Source organism: Alteromonas gilva (genome assembly GCF_028595265.1).
In the GTDB taxonomy this organism is placed as follows: domain Bacteria; phylum Pseudomonadota; class Gammaproteobacteria; order Enterobacterales; family Alteromonadaceae; genus Alteromonas; species Alteromonas gilva.
In genome coordinates this window covers 2,419,511-2,437,580 of record NZ_JAQQXP010000001.1, presented here as the reverse complement: position 1 = coordinate 2,437,580, position 18,070 = coordinate 2,419,511, and the positions used below count along the sequence as shown (strand labels likewise).

Annotated in this window: 17 protein-coding genes; 9 read left to right on the top strand and 8 right to left on the bottom strand. The window is 48.1% G+C overall.

The annotated features are described in order from the left end of the window. The first annotated feature begins 19 nt into the window (after window positions 1–19). Genes OIK42_RS10690 through OIK42_RS10675 form a run of 4 tightly spaced genes read left to right on the top strand, consistent with a single transcriptional unit; the run spans window position 20 to window position 3,333 of the window. Complete coding sequence (locus tag OIK42_RS10690; RefSeq protein ID WP_273640403.1) at window positions 20–787, top strand: 5-oxoprolinase subunit PxpA; 768 nt, start codon at window positions 20–22, stop codon at window positions 785–787. Continuing rightward, complete coding sequence (locus OIK42_RS10685; protein WP_273640401.1) at window positions 787–1,515, top strand: 5-oxoprolinase subunit B family protein; 729 nt, start codon at window positions 787–789, stop codon at window positions 1,513–1,515. Before OIK42_RS10690 ends, OIK42_RS10685 begins: the two co-directional genes overlap by 1 nt. A gap of 3 nt (window positions 1,516–1,518) precedes the next feature. Further along, complete coding sequence (locus tag OIK42_RS10680) at window positions 1,519–2,445, top strand: 5-oxoprolinase subunit C family protein (RefSeq protein ID WP_273640400.1); 927 nt, start codon at window positions 1,519–1,521, stop codon at window positions 2,443–2,445. A 24-nt stretch (window positions 2,446–2,469) separates the two neighbouring features. Beyond that, on the top strand, window positions 2,470–3,333 hold the full coding sequence (locus OIK42_RS10675; protein WP_273640399.1) for an aminotransferase class IV: 864 nt from the start codon (window positions 2,470–2,472) through the stop codon (window positions 3,331–3,333). Between the two features lie 89 nt (window positions 3,334–3,422). On the opposite strand, the gene fur is transcribed toward OIK42_RS10675, so the two are convergent. Continuing rightward, the gene (gene fur, locus OIK42_RS10670; protein ID WP_273640397.1) at window positions 3,423–3,848 is read right to left on the bottom strand and encodes a ferric iron uptake transcriptional regulator; all 426 of its coding nucleotides are present in this window, start codon (window positions 3,846–3,848) and stop codon (window positions 3,423–3,425) included. 412 nt (window positions 3,849–4,260) lie between these two features. Between fur and OIK42_RS10665 the strand changes: the two genes are divergently transcribed. After that, window positions 4,261–6,267 carry a methyl-accepting chemotaxis protein gene (locus OIK42_RS10665; protein WP_273640396.1) on the top strand — a complete coding sequence of 669 codons (2,007 nt, stop codon included), beginning with the start codon at window positions 4,261–4,263 and terminating at the stop codon, window positions 6,265–6,267. A gap of 74 nt (window positions 6,268–6,341) precedes the next feature. On the opposite strand, the gene OIK42_RS10660 is transcribed toward OIK42_RS10665, so the two are convergent. The 6 genes from OIK42_RS10660 to OIK42_RS10635 all read right to left on the bottom strand — a co-directional run bounded on the left by OIK42_RS10660 (window position 6,342) and on the right by OIK42_RS10635 (window position 10,985). Continuing rightward, on the bottom strand, window positions 6,342–6,821 hold the full coding sequence (locus tag OIK42_RS10660) for an energy transducer TonB (protein WP_273640394.1): 480 nt from the start codon (window positions 6,819–6,821) through the stop codon (window positions 6,342–6,344). A gap of 162 nt (window positions 6,822–6,983) precedes the next feature. Then, on the bottom strand, window positions 6,984–7,508 hold the full coding sequence (gene fldA, locus OIK42_RS10655) for a flavodoxin FldA (RefSeq protein WP_273640392.1): 525 nt from the start codon (window positions 7,506–7,508) through the stop codon (window positions 6,984–6,986). 34 nt (window positions 7,509–7,542) lie between these two features. After that, on the bottom strand, window positions 7,543–7,767 hold the full coding sequence (locus OIK42_RS10650) for a DUF2788 domain-containing protein (protein WP_273640390.1): 225 nt from the start codon (window positions 7,765–7,767) through the stop codon (window positions 7,543–7,545). Between the two features lie 245 nt (window positions 7,768–8,012). Continuing rightward, a complete protein-coding gene (locus OIK42_RS10645; RefSeq protein ID WP_309568762.1) occupies window positions 8,013–8,798 on the bottom strand; it encodes an alpha/beta fold hydrolase in 786 nt (261 codons plus the stop codon). 46 nt (window positions 8,799–8,844) lie between these two features. Continuing rightward, window positions 8,845–9,240, bottom strand: a complete 396-nt coding sequence (locus OIK42_RS10640) for an H-NS histone family protein (RefSeq protein ID WP_273640388.1) — start codon at window positions 9,238–9,240, stop codon at window positions 8,845–8,847. 98 nt (window positions 9,241–9,338) lie between these two features. Then, window positions 9,339–10,985 carry an electron transfer flavoprotein-ubiquinone oxidoreductase gene (locus tag OIK42_RS10635; protein ID WP_273640386.1) on the bottom strand — a complete coding sequence of 549 codons (1,647 nt, stop codon included), beginning with the start codon at window positions 10,983–10,985 and terminating at the stop codon, window positions 9,339–9,341. A gap of 280 nt (window positions 10,986–11,265) precedes the next feature. Between OIK42_RS10635 and OIK42_RS10630 the strand changes: the two genes are divergently transcribed. After that, window positions 11,266–12,018 carry an electron transfer flavoprotein subunit beta/FixA family protein gene (locus OIK42_RS10630; RefSeq protein ID WP_273640384.1) on the top strand — a complete coding sequence of 251 codons (753 nt, stop codon included), beginning with the start codon at window positions 11,266–11,268 and terminating at the stop codon, window positions 12,016–12,018. Continuing rightward, complete coding sequence (locus tag OIK42_RS10625) at window positions 12,015–12,944, top strand: electron transfer flavoprotein subunit alpha/FixB family protein (RefSeq protein ID WP_273640382.1); 930 nt, start codon at window positions 12,015–12,017, stop codon at window positions 12,942–12,944. The genes OIK42_RS10630 and OIK42_RS10625 overlap by 4 nt, the downstream gene beginning before the upstream one ends. Before the next feature lie 78 nt (window positions 12,945–13,022). Here the strand turns inward: OIK42_RS10625 and OIK42_RS10620 are convergent, their stop codons facing one another. Continuing rightward, the gene (locus tag OIK42_RS10620) at window positions 13,023–13,331 is read right to left on the bottom strand and encodes an isoamylase early set domain-containing protein (protein WP_273640380.1); all 309 of its coding nucleotides are present in this window, start codon (window positions 13,329–13,331) and stop codon (window positions 13,023–13,025) included. Between the two features lie 261 nt (window positions 13,332–13,592). On the opposite strand from OIK42_RS10620, the gene OIK42_RS10615 reads away from it, so the two are divergent. Together OIK42_RS10615 and OIK42_RS10610 are read left to right on the top strand one after the other, a co-directional pair. Next, the gene (locus tag OIK42_RS10615; RefSeq protein ID WP_273640378.1) at window positions 13,593–14,798 is read left to right on the top strand and encodes an efflux RND transporter periplasmic adaptor subunit; all 1,206 of its coding nucleotides are present in this window, start codon (window positions 13,593–13,595) and stop codon (window positions 14,796–14,798) included. 3 nt (window positions 14,799–14,801) lie between these two features. Then, a complete protein-coding gene (locus OIK42_RS10610; protein ID WP_273640376.1) occupies window positions 14,802–17,960 on the top strand; it encodes an efflux RND transporter permease subunit in 3,159 nt (1,052 codons plus the stop codon). The last annotated feature ends 110 nt before the right edge of the window (window positions 17,961–18,070 follow it).

The window sequence follows — 18,070 nt, the reverse complement described above, 5'->3', positions numbered from 1 at the left end:
CAACAAGAACTAACTGCTTATGATGTTAAATTGTGATTTAGGTGAAAGTTATGGTGCATGGACAATGCCTGTTGATGGTCAGATTATGGTGCACATCGACATGGCAAATATCGCCTGCGGTTTTCATGGCGGCGATCCACTGACGCTACAAAAGGCCATTCGCCTGGCGTTGGAGCATAATGTGACCATTGGCGCCCATCCCAGTTATCCGGATCTGCAGGGCTTTGGTCGCCGCAGCCTGGCGATGGCGGAGGATGAACTTATTGCTTGCCTGCATTACCAGATAGCTGCGCTGGATGGTATGGCGCGAGCTCAGGGAGGGCGTGTTGAATACGTCAAACCTCATGGCGCGCTGTATAACGACATGATGCAAAATACTGAATTGCGACGCTCGGTGTTAAAAGCGATGACACAAGGACCAGTGCCTGATATTCCGCTCATGATTCAGGCGCACCCGGATCATGAACAACTGACCCTGGAAGCCGCTGAATTTGGCGTTGTTTTGTTGTTTGAAGCTTTTGCCGATCGGCGCTACACCGCACAGGGCTATCTGCTGTCGCGTAAACAAGCAGGCGCGGTGTTAAACGAAGAGGAAGCCTTTGCTCAGGCAACGCGGTTAATGGACGAAGGGGTTATTATTGCTAACGATAACTCGGTACTGGCTATGCCCGTGGATACCCTGTGTGTGCACGGTGATTCACCCGGTGCAGTCGCAATGGCAGAAGCGCTGCGGGTAGCGCTAACCAAACGTAAGTTATCCCATATAAGACCGGGTACCAACGCCTGATGAAAGCATTTAACGGGATACGAGCAGTAAAGATAGCCGGCGAGGATGGGTTGATTTTTTATGCCTCAGGCGATTCGCTGGATACCGCAAATCAGGTCATTGCCACTTTACGTCAGGCGCTGTTAACGCATCCGTCACAGCAGACAACCCCTGACTGGTTGTGTGAGGCTGTTCCGGCCTACGATAGCCTGATGGTGGTATTTGATATTAGCCGGATTGATTATCATGGCGTTTATCAGTACGTGCGCGATTTACCCCTTTCCGTGAGTGAGTCTGAGCATACTGGCGCGGGTCAAACCCATCGTCTGCCGGTGTGGTATGGCGCACCCGTAGCCAATGATTTAGCGCTGGTGAGTGCTTCAACGGGGTTGGATGAAGCGCAAATTATTACGCTTCATCAACAAGTTGCCTACCGCGTTTACGCAGTGGGATTCGCCCCGGGGTTTGCCTATTTAGGCGAACTCGACGAGCGTTTGGCAATGCCAAGGCTGGCGAATCCCCGTAAAGCGGTGCCTCAGGGAGCCGTTGCCATTGCTGATCGGCAGACGGCAGTCTACCCCGGCGTGTCACCGGGTGGCTGGCATTTGCTTGGGTTGTGCCCGGTGCCACTTTACGTGCCCGGAGATAGCCAGCCTATACGCTTACAGACAGGCGATACGGTAGAGTTTTACGCAATTAACCAACAGCAGTACCGTGACTGGCTAACCACAGATGACAGGGAGGGGTAAACGGTGCTGACCATCGACCAAATTGGCCTGGCGGCGTATATCGTAGATAGTGGCAGACACGGCCACTTGCATGACGGCTTTTGTCAGGCCGGCCCACTTGATCCGTTGGCGTTTAAACTCGCTAACCTGCTGTGTAGTCAGTCCGATGGAGTGGCCATCGAATTTTTAGGGCCGTTAACCTGTACCTTTACGAAGGCCTGCTTTATTAGTGTTACCGGTCCGGCAGCGGACATTCGTATCGATGGTACCGGGCAGCCTGGCTGGCAAACACTGTCTGTGAAGGCAGGACAAACGGTGGCCATTGAGCCCGCGCGTTTAGGCACCAAGCATTATCTGGCGGTTAGTGGGGGGATTAAGGCGCCTAAGGTAATGGGCAGTGCCAGTACAGTAAGTCGTGAACGTCTTGGCGGTCTCAATGGTGATGGCAGCAGCCTTAAATCCGGCGATCAATTGGAGCTCAACGCGGCACCATCATCAATACAACTGCGCAATGTGCCACAATGGCTTATACCCGCATATCAAAGCGATATTCATGTGGCACTGGTGCCCGGGTATCAGCACGAGTGGGTAAGCCCCTTGCAATGGCGCCGTTTGTTAAGCAGTGATTATACGTTAACATCGCAAATGGATCGCATGGGGTATCGCTTGAGTGGTGCGGCCATAAACACCAGGGAGCAGGCGTTATATTCTGAGGCGGTTGCCCTGGGGGCAATGCAGATCCCACCAGATGGACAGCCTATCGTCATGATGGCAGACCGACAAACCCTCGGGGGCTACCCCAAAGTCGGTACGATTGCGCGCTGTGATTTGAATCGTTTCGCTCAGTGCGTTCCCGGTGATAAGATAACTTTTTTTCAACTCGACGCTGATGATGCCAGAGCAAAGTGGCTGTTAACCCTGAGTGCAATAACGCGCTGGTATCAGGGGTAGGCGTTTTTTCCGAACGAGATTGTCATGACGATAGCATATTTAAATGGTGAGTTTATACCGCTCGAACAAGCGCGAATATCCCCTTTGGACCGCGGCTTTTTATTTGGTGATGGTATATACGAAGTGATCCCCAGTTATGGTGGCAGAATGGTGGGGTTTACCCAGCATATGGCCCGCTTAGCCAATGGGCTGGCAGCTATCGAGATCGGCTGTGACCTCGATTCCATGCAATGGCAAATTATCACCCAGCGGCTTATTAGTGACAATCGTGCCCTACTGGGCGATAACATCGGCGTTTACCTGCATGTGAGCAGAGGCGCAGATACACGCCGTTATCATGCGTACCCGCAAGGTGTGAGCCCCACCATTTTTGGTTTTGCCTTTGCGCTTGCAGCGCCGGCGCAGCCTGACCGTTTGATCCATCCCGGGGCGAGTGTATCGCTGACACAGGATTTACGCTGGCAGCGTTGCCATATTAAATCGACCGCTTTGCTTGGCAATGTCATGCACTTTCAACAAGGCGCCCAAGAGGGCAATGCTGAGACGATATTGTTTAATCAGCAGGGTGAAATCACCGAAGCCAGCAGCAGTAACGTGTTTATCATCAAACAAGGCAAAGCATTCACGCCGCCGCTGGATAATCAGTTGTTGCCCGGTATTACACGCCAACTGGTCCTAAAGTGTCTGTCTTTAGCCAACATAGAGGTTGCTGAGGAGGCTATTACCGTTGATGAGTTAATGGCGGCCGACGAGGTGTGGATAACCAGCTCAGGAAAGGAAATACTGCCGATCACCAGGGTTAATGGCCAAATCATTGGTGATGGCAACGTTGGCGAGATATGGGAGCAAGTTTTTACTGTGTATTCTCAGCAAAAATTTGAACTGTAACCAGCCGGCCTGCATTGAAAAGGGCATCAACAGATGCCCTTTTTTGTTTTACAGCGTTCAACCTTCCTGAGCGGAAAATACTAACGGGATTAATCTACCTCTTCGCAGTTTCCGTCAGTGCATTCACCATACAGATATAAACTGTGATGGGTGAGTTTGATGTTGTTCTCTTTTGCCACTTGTTCCTGACGTTGCTCAATAAGTTCGTCTTCGAACTCGATCACTTTGCCACATTTCAAACAAACAAGGTGATCATGATGCTCTTTATGGCTGATTTCAAAGACCGACTTACCACCTTCAAAATGATGTCGGTTTAAAATGCCGGCATCATCAAATTGGTTGAGTACCCGGTAAACCGTTGCTAAACCAATTTCTTCGCCGTGTTCAATCAGAATCTTATAAACGTCTTCTGCGCTGATATGCTGATTTTGCGGATCCTGCAGTATTTGCAGAATTTTTAATCTAGGCAATGTGACCTTCAGGCCAGCTTTCTTAAGTTCTTTATTTTGATCCATTAGATGCCCACATCTTGAGACGCGAATTTCAGGCTATTATAGGTAACTTGAGCAGATTTGAAAGTATAACAATGCACAGACTGCAGCTAAATCTATAATTAGTGACAAATTTTGCTAAATGCCCATTAGAATTAGACTATATTTGGTAAAGCGTGAACAAATTAGCAATGTGACAAGTATATATATGTTAACCAACATATATCAGAGATGTGTGGCCACTGACGAGTGTTGATATTAGGCCTGCTATAGCTGCTATATATGTGGGGATAAATGCGCCAATCTCGTAAAGTTGCAACGCAATATCGTGAGATTGCAACTATTGTTGTATATCGGTGCTAGCGTAAAACTTTATACTTTGCATGTTGTTACCAAACTATTTGGCCGATAAGTGTCGGTTTATCAGGGTTACAGAATGCCGTTAACAGTTGTCAATAAAATCATTCTTGGTTTTGCTTCATTTGGATGTTTGCTTTTAATCACCAGTATTTTGTCTTATTGGGGATTATCGGATATTCAGTCCTCAGCCGTGGATGTTATTGAAGATAAAATGCCCGTGCAAACCACAATGAACAAAGCCAATACCGAAATCCTCTCCCTGGCTACGATAACGGCAAACGGCTATCACGTTGAAACCCTGGTCGAGCTTGAGACCAGTAAAGAACAGTTCAATGCTCGTGCAGCGCGGTTTGATCAAAGCCTCGAACAGCTCTCAGAGTTACTCAGTGACGATGCGCTCGCGCAGCAGGCGATGTCTTCAAGCCGCACGTACCTGGCAGAAAGCCGGTCAATGTACGAAGCGCTGGAACAACAGTTATCCTTTCAGCAACAGCTGCTGGAGCAAACCGAAAAAGTGCTCTCGATTGCCGATGAGGCAAGTGCATTAATGCTGGATTTAGGCTATCTGGATACGCGTCAGCCGGGGATCGCGACCATTGTTGGTACAGGTAATAACATTGATAATAAACTGTTAACCATGAATACCGCCATTGAAGAGCTTGTGGCCAGTACGAATGCCCAGAATACCGCGGCCATTGTTGATGATCTGTCCTATCAGGTGAGCAATCTGGAAGTTGATAAGGACTATTTAAATCGTCTCGCCGAGAGCGTTGATACGCAGGGCACGGTGGCAATGTTTAACGAGCAATATGATGCGTTTCTGGCTGCTTTGCAGGGTGACAAGGGCTTAGTATGGTTACAGCAACAAAAGCTATCGTCGATTGCCCAAAGCTTTCGTCATCGCAAAGCCGCTAACCAGGCGCTGGTGGTTGCTCAGGATACCATTGGTCAGTTGTATGATCAGATCAACACCAGCACCTTAAATGCGCAACAAAAAATCCTGGATACCGTGGTAGGTGCGTTACTGAAGACCGCTATCGTCTTTGTGATTGGCCTTATTGCGGCCATTACCCTCGGGGTCATTACAACCCGCAGTATTGCCCGGCCATTGGTAAAAATAAACCGCGGGCTAAGCCAGTTAAGCAAAGGCGATCTTACGCGTACTCTGGATCAAAGTGGTAACGACGAATTTGCCGCGCTGGCGGCTAAAATTAACACCCTTACCGACAGTCTTCGTACCCTCATTGGTAATATTCTGGCGCAGGAACAACGGCTCGAAGAAGTTACCAAAGCAAGTGTGGCCCTTGGCGAAGAGAGCCTGAGGAAGGTTGATGAACAGCGTCAGCAGGTACAAGTTACAGCCACCAATACCGAACATGTCAGGCAAACCAGCCACACTAATCTCAGCCAGATTACAACGGCCATGAATAAGCTCAGTCAGATTGAGCAGCAAAGCCAGAGTATTGCACAACTGGCTGAGAATAATCGTCAGCAGGGCGAAGAGCAGGCCCGTCAGGCTGAGAGATCGGCGCAGGTGGTGAGCCGGCTGGATGAAAATAGCCGTAGTATTGGCAGTATTCTTGATGTTATTAAAACCATTGCCGAGCAGACTAACTTGCTGGCATTGAATGCAGCCATTGAGGCCGCCCGGGCCGGTGAGCAGGGCAGGGGCTTTGCGGTTGTCGCTGATGAAGTGCGCACCCTGGCTAATCGCACGCAGCACTCCACCGAAGAAATTGAGTCGATGATCAACAGCTTGCAAAAGGACGCTCAGCAAGCTGTTCAGGCCATTACCAGTGGCCGTGAGCAAGCTAGAAATAGCTTAACCACCACTGAGCAGGTCACAGAGCAGGTGGCAACCATTAGCTTGATCATTCAGGAGCTCAGTACAATAAACCGGGATATTGTTAACGATACCCAGCGCCAGGACAGCTTAATGGCTGATGTGGCTGAAAGCCTGCAACGGATCGTTGAACTGGCTGAACTCAGCGCCAGCAGTACCGGTAAAGCCAATGCCTCAACGTCACAAATCGACGGCGAAATCGCCGAACTCAAACAGGCAGTATCGCAGTTTAAGTTGTAAAGCGGGTCAGGTAATTCTCAGGGCACGCGCAAGCAGTTATGTTAGCAATTGTGCGATGCAAGGGATAAGCCAGCTTACCAGCTTACCTTTTTGATCATTGATCCTGATGAAATGACCAGATCTTCGCCGCGACATTCGGTGCCGGTGGCTAACGCCTCTGGTGTGCAGTGACCACTGCCATCCTGAAGACAAAACTCAAAGCGGGTTTGCAAACGTATGGGCCGGATTAAGTGTTCAGCAGGTACGACCGACCAGTTCCATTTAGGGAGCACTGTTACCGCTTCTGTGGCAAAGACTTCATCACTGCTATCGATAACCAGGACGTCCTTAATCTCATTGGCGGGGGTAAGTGTATAGGCAATTGTTGCGCAGCCTTCGAGACCTCGTCTGGCGGCGCTGATTGGATAGCGGGGCGCAAAGCGCTTAAATGTTGCACCAGCGCCAATCTGCGCTTGCGCAGGGCTGGCGTGATGTGATGTTGCAGAGTTGGTGGGTGCAGCAGACTGACATCCGGTCAGTATAAAAAGTGCAGCGGGTATTAGAAGGTGTCGCATGTTCATCCTTAATGCTCTTGTTAATCGCCGGAGGTTGCCGGGATATGCTTACCTGGCGGATTTTCCGTTACTGAGTTTACCAGCATCAACAGACATAAAAAAACCTTATCAGCGCGGCGAACGTTAATAAGGTTTTATGCGATATATTAGTTAAGCTGGCGCTCAGGCTAGTTCGGCCAGGCACAACTCATCATGTAACTGTTTACACCAGGCGCGTACACGCTCCTCGGTGAGCTCAGGCTGACGATCTTCGTCGATACCCAGGCCAACAAAGTGGTCATCATCGGCCATGCCTTTAGAGGCTTCAAACTCATACCCTTCCGTTGACCACTGGCCAACCAATATGGCACCGCGAGCCTCAACGATATCTCTGACCATGCCCATGGCATCTAAAAAGTACTCGGCGTAGTCTTCCTGATCGCCGCAACCAAAGATTGCAACCAGTTTGTCGGTGAAATCGATTTGCTCTAGCTCGGGGAAGAAGTCGTCCCAATCGCACTGCGCTTCACCGTAATACCAGGTCGGAATACCAAAAAGCAATAAATCGAACTCAGCGATTTGTTCCTTTGAACTCTTTGCGATATCGTGAACAGCAATCAGGTTTTTACCTAATTCCTTCTGAATTAACTTGGCAATATGCTCGGTATTGCCAGTGTCGCTACCAAAAAACAGGCCAACACTTGCCATATTTAACCTCTATCTACTCTTTCTTTAAAACTGTTTATCCGGATACACCGTTGCTCTGCCAGATTAACTGGATTATACCCTTTGCAACAAAACCCATAGCACCAAGGCCCAGCACACCATAGGCAACGACTTTGCCAATCAGGGGGACGTCATTTTTTTTAAGTACGTCATGCACGGCAAAAATCATAAGAACAAACAGGCATACTAAGGCCAAATCAAGCATGATGGATTCGATTTGTTCGTAATACTTTGCAAACATAAAAAACCTTCACTACTTTTTTGCGCGCAGACTATACCACAGTATTGGCGCTGTCGCAGGCAATCTTCGCGTCGTTAATCATTGTCTGTGCCAACCCTGATCAGCGTGACCCATGTCGCTTCAAAATTCCGTTTTTAACGTGTTCGGGTGGTTTGTCTTAGCAACATCAGCCATATTTGTCGCGAGTTTAGCATAAAATAAATGCTCAAATGCAAATAGTTATTATTTACAGGGTGAATAGAGCGCTACTGTTGTAACGCGCGCAGTACAAGTTTATTGACCACCTGGGGCTTTTCGGCATGCAACCAATGACCAACCCCTTCCACAATTTTTGCTTTTGCAGCAGGAAATAACTGCGCGATTGTGGATTGATGCTCACGTGTAATGTAATCCGACTCGCCACCTTTGATAAAGGTTACAGGCCCTGCAAACTGTTGATCCTGTGACGTCTCAAAACTACTTATGTTGACGTAGTCCTTTTCCAGACCCGCTACATTAAAGCGCCACTGCCAGTGTCCCTGTGTATCCTGATAGAGACTTTTCAGCAAAAACTGTCGCACACCGGCAATCTTGATTTCTGTTTGCATTACATTGTCGGCTTCTTTACGGCTACTAATGCTGCTCAGATCAACTTTTTTGAGGCCAGCGAATACTCCCTGGTGGCTTGGCTGATAAGAGGTTGGGGCGATATCCAGCACTATCAGACTACTTATAATGCCGGGGTGATGTAACGCCATTTTCATTGCCACCTTACCCCCTAATGAATGGCCAATCAGGTGACATTTGCTGATAGATTGTTGTGCTAGCAATTCATACAGGGCGTTGACACAGCCTGCTTGTGTAAAGGTCTCCACCCAGGGTGACTCGCCGTGGTCAGGCAAATCGATAGCCAACACGTTGAAATCGTTTTGCAAGGCACGGCGCAGCACGGCCAGATTGTCTAAATTGCCAAACAGGCCGTGAATTAACACAACCCATGGCGCCTCTGACTGATCACACTCAAACTGCTCGTAATTCAGTGAAATGGTCATAGTTGGAAGGAAGTCTCCGGGTAGGGTGGGCGCCAGGGTTCAGGCATTAAACGGCGAAATCGTCCAGTGACTGGCCATTTTCAAGTACTTCTTTGAATACTAACGGCATACGGCCTACACCGGTCCAGGTTGTAGTTTCACCGTCTTTGGTGATTTTGTACTTTATCGGACGTTTTTTGCCAGTTTTACGTTTTGATTTAGTTTCGCTTACGTCCTGCAAATCAGCAATGTCGATACCTGCTTCACTCATTTGCTGTTTTATTTCTTCCAGTTTAGCCAGCTTTTCTTGTTGTGCTTTAGCTGCCTCAGCTTCCTGCTCTTTTCTTTTATCTATAATGCTGGATAGTTTTTGTTGGACACTTTCTAATTCTTCTACCGATAATTCCTTTACGGCACCTTGTAAACGTCTTCCATGAGTTAATACATTTAAAAACTCACTCATTTTATTTATCCAATAGTTGGTTAAAGTACGCCCCTAATTCTAAATTAAATAAGTGAGTTTTCAAAAATTATTTTACTGATCAAAAATAGCCAGTAATTTTACATGTTTGGATAGTTAGGGCCACTGCCACCTTCGGGAACAAACCAACGTATATTTTGTGACGGATCTTTAATATCACAGGTTTTACAATGCACACAATTGGCTGCATTTATTTGCAATTCAGGCTGATGTTGTTCGTTATTGACGATCTCATAGACGCCCGCCGGGCAATAGCGTTGAGCGGGCTCTGCGTATTCTGGAAGATTTACTGTAATGGGGATCTGTTTATCTTTTAACTGCAGATGACAAGGCTGATCTTCATCGTGACTGGTATTTGCCAAATAGACGGAGCTTAATTTGTCAAAGCTGAGTTTATTGTCGGGTTTGGGATAATTAATTGGCGAATAGTTAGTCGCTGTTTTCATATTTGAAAAGTCAGCTTTAGTGTCTTTAATTGTGAAAGGCGAATTGCCATTGAGTAAATTTTGTTCAATGGTATTAAACGCACCGCCTACTAAATTACCGAACTTATGTAATGCAGGTCCAAAATTGCGCGCTTTATAAAGTTCTTTGCACAGATCACTATTTTTAAAGGTCTGATTAAAATGCGTACAAAAATTAATGTCAGTGTTTCGGCTTAACTGTTCAACAATTGTGTCGGCCGCAACTATGCCTGACTTAATTGCCGTATGGATGCCTTTAATTTTAGAAAAATTGAGCGTTCCTGCATTACAACCAATCAGGCAGCCACCGGGAAATGCCATTTGTGGTAGCGCATGATAGCCGCCTTTGGTGATCGCCCGTGCACCATAGGCAATACGTTCTCCACCGGTTAAATAGCTGGCAAACAGGGGATGATGTTTAAGGCGCTGAAATTCGTCAAAGGGGCTTAAATAAGGGTTTTGATAATTTAAATCCACAATCAGGCCGACCAGCACCTGGTTGTTTTCCGCATGATATAAATACCCACCGCCAGCAGCGTCATTCAGTGGCCAGCCAGCACAGTGGATGACAAGTCCTGCCTGGTGCTGTTCGGGCGGTATTTGCCAAATTTCTTTAAAGCCGATGGCGTAATGTTGCGCTGTTTTGTCTTTATCAAGTTCAAACTGACTGATCAACGCTTTACCCAGATGACCACGACTGCCTTCAGCAAAGAGAGTATATTTGGCTTTGAGTGCCATACCCGGTATGTAACTGTCTTTCTCACTACCGTCGGCTGCCACCCCCATATCGCCGGTGATCACGCCGCCAACAGAGCCATCATCGTTATACAAAATCTCTGCCGCGGCAAAACCGGGAAATATTTCTACGCCCAGGGCTTCGGCTTGTTCGGCTAGCCAGCGACACAAATTGGCCAGCGACACGATGTAATTGCCCTGGTTATGCATTGTTTTAGGCGTCAGCATGTCAGGTAACCGGGTGGCGCTTGTTTCACTGCGCAGCAAGTAAGTTGCCTCGGCGGTGACCGGCTGATTTAACGGGGCAACTTTGTTCTGCCAATCCGGTATGAGTTCTTCCAGGGCACCCGGCTCCATGACGCCGCCAGATAAAATATGGGCTCCCACCTCTGAGCCTTTTTCAATAACACAAATGGTGAGTTCCTGATGATTTTTTGCAGCCTGTTGGGCAGCACGAATAGCACTGGATAAGCCTGCTGGCCCGGCACCAACAATGACAATATCAAACTCCATTGATTCGCGTTCCATACCAAGACTCCTCTGTTGTCACGACCTGTTAATAGCGTGGGTGTAAGCGAAAGTGGCAACCATTTTTGCCACCTTGCAACTTTTTAAACGATAGCTTCAAGCTAAACCAGGTTGACGTTAACGTCAACTGGAAGTAAATTTTATTATAAAAATGTTGCTGACTTGTTGTAATTGTAATTTGACAGCGGATAAGACAACCCACTGGCTGTGATTGGCCAGATGTCTGACTGATATTCATAGTGCAAGCAGCGACAGCTATCCGAGATAAGAAGAGGCTTATATGAAAGTACTAGTTCCGGTGAAACGAGTGATTGATTACAACGTTAAAGTGAGGGTGAAGTCTGATCAGACCGGTGTTGATCTCACTAATGCCAAAATGGCGATGAATCCGTTTTGCGAAATCGCGGTAGAAGAGGCGGTACGCCTAAAAGAGCAGGGCGTAGCGAGCGAAATAATTGTTGTGAGTATTGGTCCTAAAGCATGCCAGGAACAAATCCGCAACGCAATGGCACTGGGCGCCGACCGCGGTATTCATATCGAATGTGATGACTTTCCTGAGTCATTGCAGGTCGCTAAATTGCTGGCAAAAATTGTTGCACAGGAGTCGCCGGAGCTAGTCATTATTGGCAAGCAGGCTATCGACTCCGATAATAACCAGACAGGGCAGATGCTGGCTGCGTTAACGGGCATGCCGCAGGGGACTTTTGCTTCTAAGGTTAATGTGGCTGCGCAAAGCGTCCAGGTTACCCGTGAAATAGATGGTGGACTGCAGACGTTAACCTTGAAACTACCTGCTGTCATTTCAACGGATTTGCGCTTAAACGAGCCACGTTTTGCCAAGTTACCTGACATCATGAAAGCCAAACGTAAACCCCTGGACGTGATGACAGCAGCGCAACTCGGTGTCGATATAAGCCCACGGACCCAAACGCTAAAAGTAACGCCTCCCCCGGTTCGCGCCGGTGGCGAAATGGTTGATACGGTAACGGAACTTCTTAGTAAGCTTCGCGACGACGCAAAGGTGATCTCATGAGTACATTGGTCTACGCAGAACACGATAACGCACAATTGAAAACGGAAACACTCAAGCTGGTTACAGCTGCACTGCAACTTGGCGACGACGTGCATATTTTAGTGGCGGGCAGTCAGTGCCAGGAGGTTGCCCGACAGGCAGCATCAATCACCGGCGTTACTAAGGTACTGACCGCCGATAACCCGGTGTATGCTCATCAACTGGCAGAAAACATAGCTGAACTGGTTGTGAGTATGGCAGACGGTTATTCGCATATTCTGGCAGCTGCAACCACTACAGGTAAAAACTTTATGCCGCGGGTTGCAGCCTTGTTAGATGTGGTGCAGTTATCGGATGTTACAGGTATAGAAAGTGCCGATACTTTTGTGCGGCCAATTTATGCTGGCAATGCTATTGCCACTGTCCAAAGCCATGACAGCGTAAAGGTACTGACTGTACGAGCGTCTGCTTTTGATGCTGCCAGTGAGGGAAACAGCGCAGAGGTGGTGGCCCTTGATACGGTAATCGAAAATCAACAGGTAACCTTTGAACACGCTGAAATGACCAAATCGGAGCGCCCCGAGCTGACCGCCGCTAATATTGTGATATCAGGTGGACGCGGTATGCAGGATGGCGAGAATTTCGCTATGCTGGAGAGTATTGCCGACAAATTAGGCGCTGCGGTGGGCGCCAGCCGCGCTGCGGTTGACGCGGGGTTTGTGCCCAATGATATGCAAGTGGGGCAAACCGGTAAAATAGTTGCACCACAGTTGTATATAGCCGTGGGGATTTCCGGGGCCATTCAGCACTTAGCGGGAATGAAAGACGCAAAGGTCATTGTCGCCATCAACAAGGATCCCGAAGCGCCGATATTTCAGGTAGCAGACTATGGCTTAGTTGCCGATTTGTTTAAGGCTCTGCCAGAAATTGACAGGGCGCTGAGCTAAACGGTATACCAAGCGCTACCGTCAACAAAGTAGCCCGCCGTAGTTGTTACCGCGGGCTATTTTAAAGTATTACCGCGTTTATACGCGCACTACTGAGTTGTCTTCAAAACTGACCGGAGAAGGCGCGTACGCGTCGGCATCCCAGTCATTTTCCCAGGTAGCATCGTCGAGCAAATAGCGAAACTGATACTCTGCATCGGCTGGTAAATTCAGGGTTTGGGTGAAATCACCATTTTTAAGTTTCTTCATTGGTTGTGCGGCGACATCCCACGCGTTGAAATCGCCAATTAGCTTGGCTGATGAAGCACTGCCAGCTTCAGTCGCGGTTAGTTTAAAGGTCACTTTGCACACCGGTTTTGATTTTAAATACTGCTTTTTAAGACTCATTGTTTTCTCTCCTGCTCAACAAATAGCTTTTCATCTAAATTACGCTCAAAAAGTCATCGATTCAAGTGTTTATCGGTGTCAAATCTGCCCTAATTAATGCGCTTGACAGCATGCCTGAAAAAACACTGGCCCGTTACATTTGTTAACAAAGTTAGACGGGCAAAATAGTCGCTGTAAACGTAGAATTGCCAACCTATCACTTAGTATTAGTAAAGCTGTGCGTAATAAGCAGCAATAACGAGCATTACCGAGAAATAATAAATGAAGGCATCATCGTTAGTTAAATCGGCGCTGCCGATTATCTTGTTAGTTTTGGCGGCCATAGCAGCTACCATTATGATCATCAGCAAAAAGCCGCCAGAGAAGAAGGTCGTAGAAGAACAGGCCTTTTTGGTTGACGCGCAACCGGTTTATTCAGAAAACATTGAGTTTACCGTGAGCAGCCAGGGTAATGTGCAGCCAGAGCATAAAACCAGTATTGCAATCCAGGTCAGTGGCCGGGTCGTCTCTGTGGCCGACAACTTTGTGGTGGGCGGCATGTTTAAACAGGGCGACGTATTGTTAACCGTTGAACAGGATGATTATCAAACAGAATTGAGTCTGGCAGAAGCTGAATTGGCACAAGCCGAAGCGGCGCTGCAAGAAGAACTGGCGCGCGGTAAAGTTGCGGCCCAGGAATGGCGCTCAGTCAATGATGTGGTAGCCCCGGAATTAGGCTTGCGCAAACCGCAGCTAGCCAAAGAACAGGCCAATGTAAAAGCTGCTAAAGCCAAGCTGGCCAGGGCTCAGCGTAACTTAAGCCGCACTCAGGTAATAGCCCCTTACGATGGTATTGTTGTAGAGCGCAGTGTTGATTTAGGCCAGTTTGTAGGAACCGGTAGTCTGGTTGGCGAAATTTATGCTACGGATGTAGCGGAAATACGTTTGCCACTGACCGATAGCGATTTGGCATTTATTGATCTTTCAACCGGTATTGCTAACCAAAATGAAGTAACACTGAGTGCAGTGGTTGGCGGTAAGTCCATGCAATGGCAAGGTAAACTTGTTCGTAGTGAAGGCGTACTTGATACCACTAACCGGCTGATTTATGCGGTAGTGGAAGTGAAAGACCCGTATCTGCGCAGTGCTGGAGCCCAGGGTGCACCTTTGCGTTTTGGTCAGTTTGTTAAAGCCGTCATTAGCGGCACCAATGCACAATCACTCATTGTGTTACCGCGAAATTTATTACGTCTGGATGGCACCGTGTTGGTGGTTGACGATAACAATCAGTTATTTATCAGAGACGTCGACGTGGTGCGCTCAAGTCCTGAGTCGGTGTTTATTGCTGGCGGATTAGATGACGGCGATAAAGTTGTGCGCAGTGCAGTACCTAATCCTTATGATGGCATGCCTGTGCGGTTACCTGAAGAAAACCCGGCTACACAAGACAAACCTGCACAAGACAGTTTGTTAAACACGGGAGCCTAAGTCATGCAGCACTATAATACCCAGACAGGTTTGATTGCCTGGTTTGCCCGTAATAATGTTGCGGCTAACCTGTTGATGTGGATTTTACTGGTTGGCGGTATATTCGGCGCTATGTCTATTCAAAAGCAGGTGTTTCCGAATTTTGAAGTCAACCTGATTTCTGTTCGTGTCCCATACCTGGGCGCGGCGCCACAAGAAGTGGAAGAAGGCGTATTACTGAAACTGGAAGACGCTATCAAGGATTTAGATGGTATCAAACAGATCACCGCAACGGCCGTCGAAGGAATGGGCTCAGTTACTATCCAGGTCGAGGATGACTATGACGTTCAGGTTGTCCTCGACGAAGTGAAATCGCAGGTTGATGCCATTCCCAGATTCCCCGGTAATACCGAAAAACCGGTGGTGTATCGTACCAAATTCCAACAGGATGTATTGTGGATTGCGGTGTATGGCGACGCCAATGAACGCGAATTAAAAGAGTTCGCCAAAGATCTGCGCGATGACGTTGCTAATCTGCCGGGAATATCCAGTGTGCAGGTGGTAGGAGACCGCGACTACGAAATTTCCATCGAGTTGTCGGAATATACACTGCAAAAATACAACCTGACGTTTTCCGAAGTGGTTAATGCGATACGCGCATCGTCGGTAGATCTGCCCGGTGGCTCCATTAAATCAGATTCGGGTAATATTTTACTGCGCACTAAAGGGCAGGCGTATACAGGGTGGGAGTTTGCTCAGGTTGTCCTGCTTACCCGCGCTGATGGCAGTCGTTTAACTCTTGGCGATATTGCGACTATTGATGATGGTTTTATTGAAGACTCGCCCTATGCCAAGTTTGATAATCAGCCCGCAGTAAATGTGCGGGTAAAAGCCGTTGGCGATCAAAATGCATTGGAAATATCTAAAGAAGTTAACGCGTATATCGAGAAACAAAAGCCTAAGTTTCCGGCCAATATAAACGCCGACGTCTGGGGCGATGCGTCATTTTATTTGGCCGATCGGCTTAATATGATGCTTGAAAATATGTTTTTTGGCGGGTTACTGGTCTTTTTAGTCCTGTCGCTGTTTTTGAAGATCAAGCTGGCGTTCTGGGTAATGGTGGGTTTGCCGGTGTGTTTCTTAGGCACACTGATGATACTGCCCCTGGATATGCTGGGCGTTTCAATCAACATGCTAAGCTTGTTTGCGTTTATCCTTGTACTCGGCATTGTGGTAGATGATGCCATTATTATGGGGGAGTCGGCCTATTCTGAGATTGACGCAAAAGGCCACAGCACCGACAACGTCATTGCCGGGGTTAAAAAGGTGGCTATGCCGGCTACGTTTGGCGTACTTACAACGGTGGCGGCGTTCTCGCCTATGCTCATGGTGTCTGGTCCGTTTGGCGTAATATGGAAAACCATTGGTCTGGTGGTCATTGTTTGCCTGTTGTTTTCACTGGTTGAATCAAAGCTTATCCTGCCAGCGCATTTGGCTCATATGAAGCTCAAACCTTACGATCCTGCCAAAGCCAATAAATTGCAACGGTTCAGAGATTATTTTAGTGAGGGTATTAAAACCTTTATCAGCAATGTTTATGCGCCGTTTTTAGCCAAGGCAGTGAAGTTCCGGTATGTCACCTTAGCGGCTTTTGTGAGTATGCTCATTCTCACCTTTGGCATGTTTAAGGGGGATTGGGTCAGGTTTGTGTTTTTCCCGACGATACCCAGTGATTTTGTTCAGGCTTCGCTTGAACTTGAACCTGGCTCGTCGTTAAGCCAGCGCGATAAAGCTCTGGACACCTTACTGAATGCCATGTACCAGATGAACGAGCAGTTAGAGCGTGAGACTGGCGCCGGTGTGATTAGTCATGCCGTTGCATTTGATCAGGGAGCGTTAGGCGGCATGGTACTTGCCGAACTCAGCAAAGGTGAATCCCGAACTGTCACTGATACTGAAATACAGGATCGCTGGCGCGCATTAATGCCGGAAATCCCGGGTGTGAAAACCCTGAGTTTTGTAGCGCCGGGTGGTCCTGGTGGTGGCTCAGATCTGAGTTTTGAATTTAGTTCATCAGATATTGGCGCACTGGAAAGCATCAGTGCAGAAGTGAAAGCGGCGCTAGCTGAATATAATGGTGTTTCGGACATTAACGATACGTTTTCAGGTGGTGCCGATGAAATTCAGCTGGCACTCAAACCGCAGGCTGAAGCGCTTGGCATTACCTTGCAACAACTCGGTCAGCAGGTGCGCTACGGCTTTTATGGTGCCGAAGTACAGCGGGTACAGCGTGACGATGAAGAAATTAAAGTTATGGTGCGTTACCCCCGTGAAGAGCGCAATTCAGTAGGTCACCTAGAGACCATGCGGGTGCGTTCACCCAGTGGTCAGGACGTACCTTTTGAGCAGGTTGCTGATATTACCCTGGGCGAAGGTTATGACTCGATTATTCGAGTGGATGGGCAGCGCTCGGTGACCATTTCTGCGGCGGTAAATAAAGACTTAGTGGAGCCGAACCAGGTAACTATGGAAATGATCAGCCGGGTAATTCCTGAGATTATCCAAAAGTACCCGCGGGTTGAGTTTAAACTACAGGGGAACTCCCGTGAGCAGATGGAAGCGATGACATCGCTGGCGCAAGGGCTGTTGTTTGCGCTGTTTGCTATTTATGCATTGTTAGCCATACCGCTGCGCTCGTACACTCAGCCTTTGATTATTATGTCGGTTATTCCATTTGGTATTGTTGGCGCCATAGTAGGCCACCTGGTGCTTGGTCACGCGGTAAGTGTATTGTCGATTTGCGGGATTATTGCGTTATCTGGTGTTGTGGTAAATGACAGCCTGATCATGGTGGACTTTGTTAATCGCGCCCGGGAAGAGGGGCACCGTATGCTGGATGCAGCAATTAGTGCCGGTACCCAGCGTTTCAGGGCAATTGTATTAACCTCACTGACTACCTTTATGGGCTTGGTGCCCATTATGTTTGAGCGTAGTTTACAAGCGCAGGTCGTGATCCCCATGGCGATTTCGTTAGCCTTTGGTATTTTGTTTGCTACCGTAATCACCTTGTTGTTAGTGCCCGCGTTGTACGTGATCCTTGATGATATTAAACGGGGCCTGACAACCAATAAAAAATCGGCAGGCCTGGCATCTGACAGTCAGTCGCAGGTGATTTCAAAATAGCCCGGAGCAGCGAGCGGTTAGTCAATTAACCCATTACATTTAACCTGTGGGCCAGCGGTGCGCTGACCCACAGGACATCCCCGTTAAATTACCCGCAGATAGCCACCCGG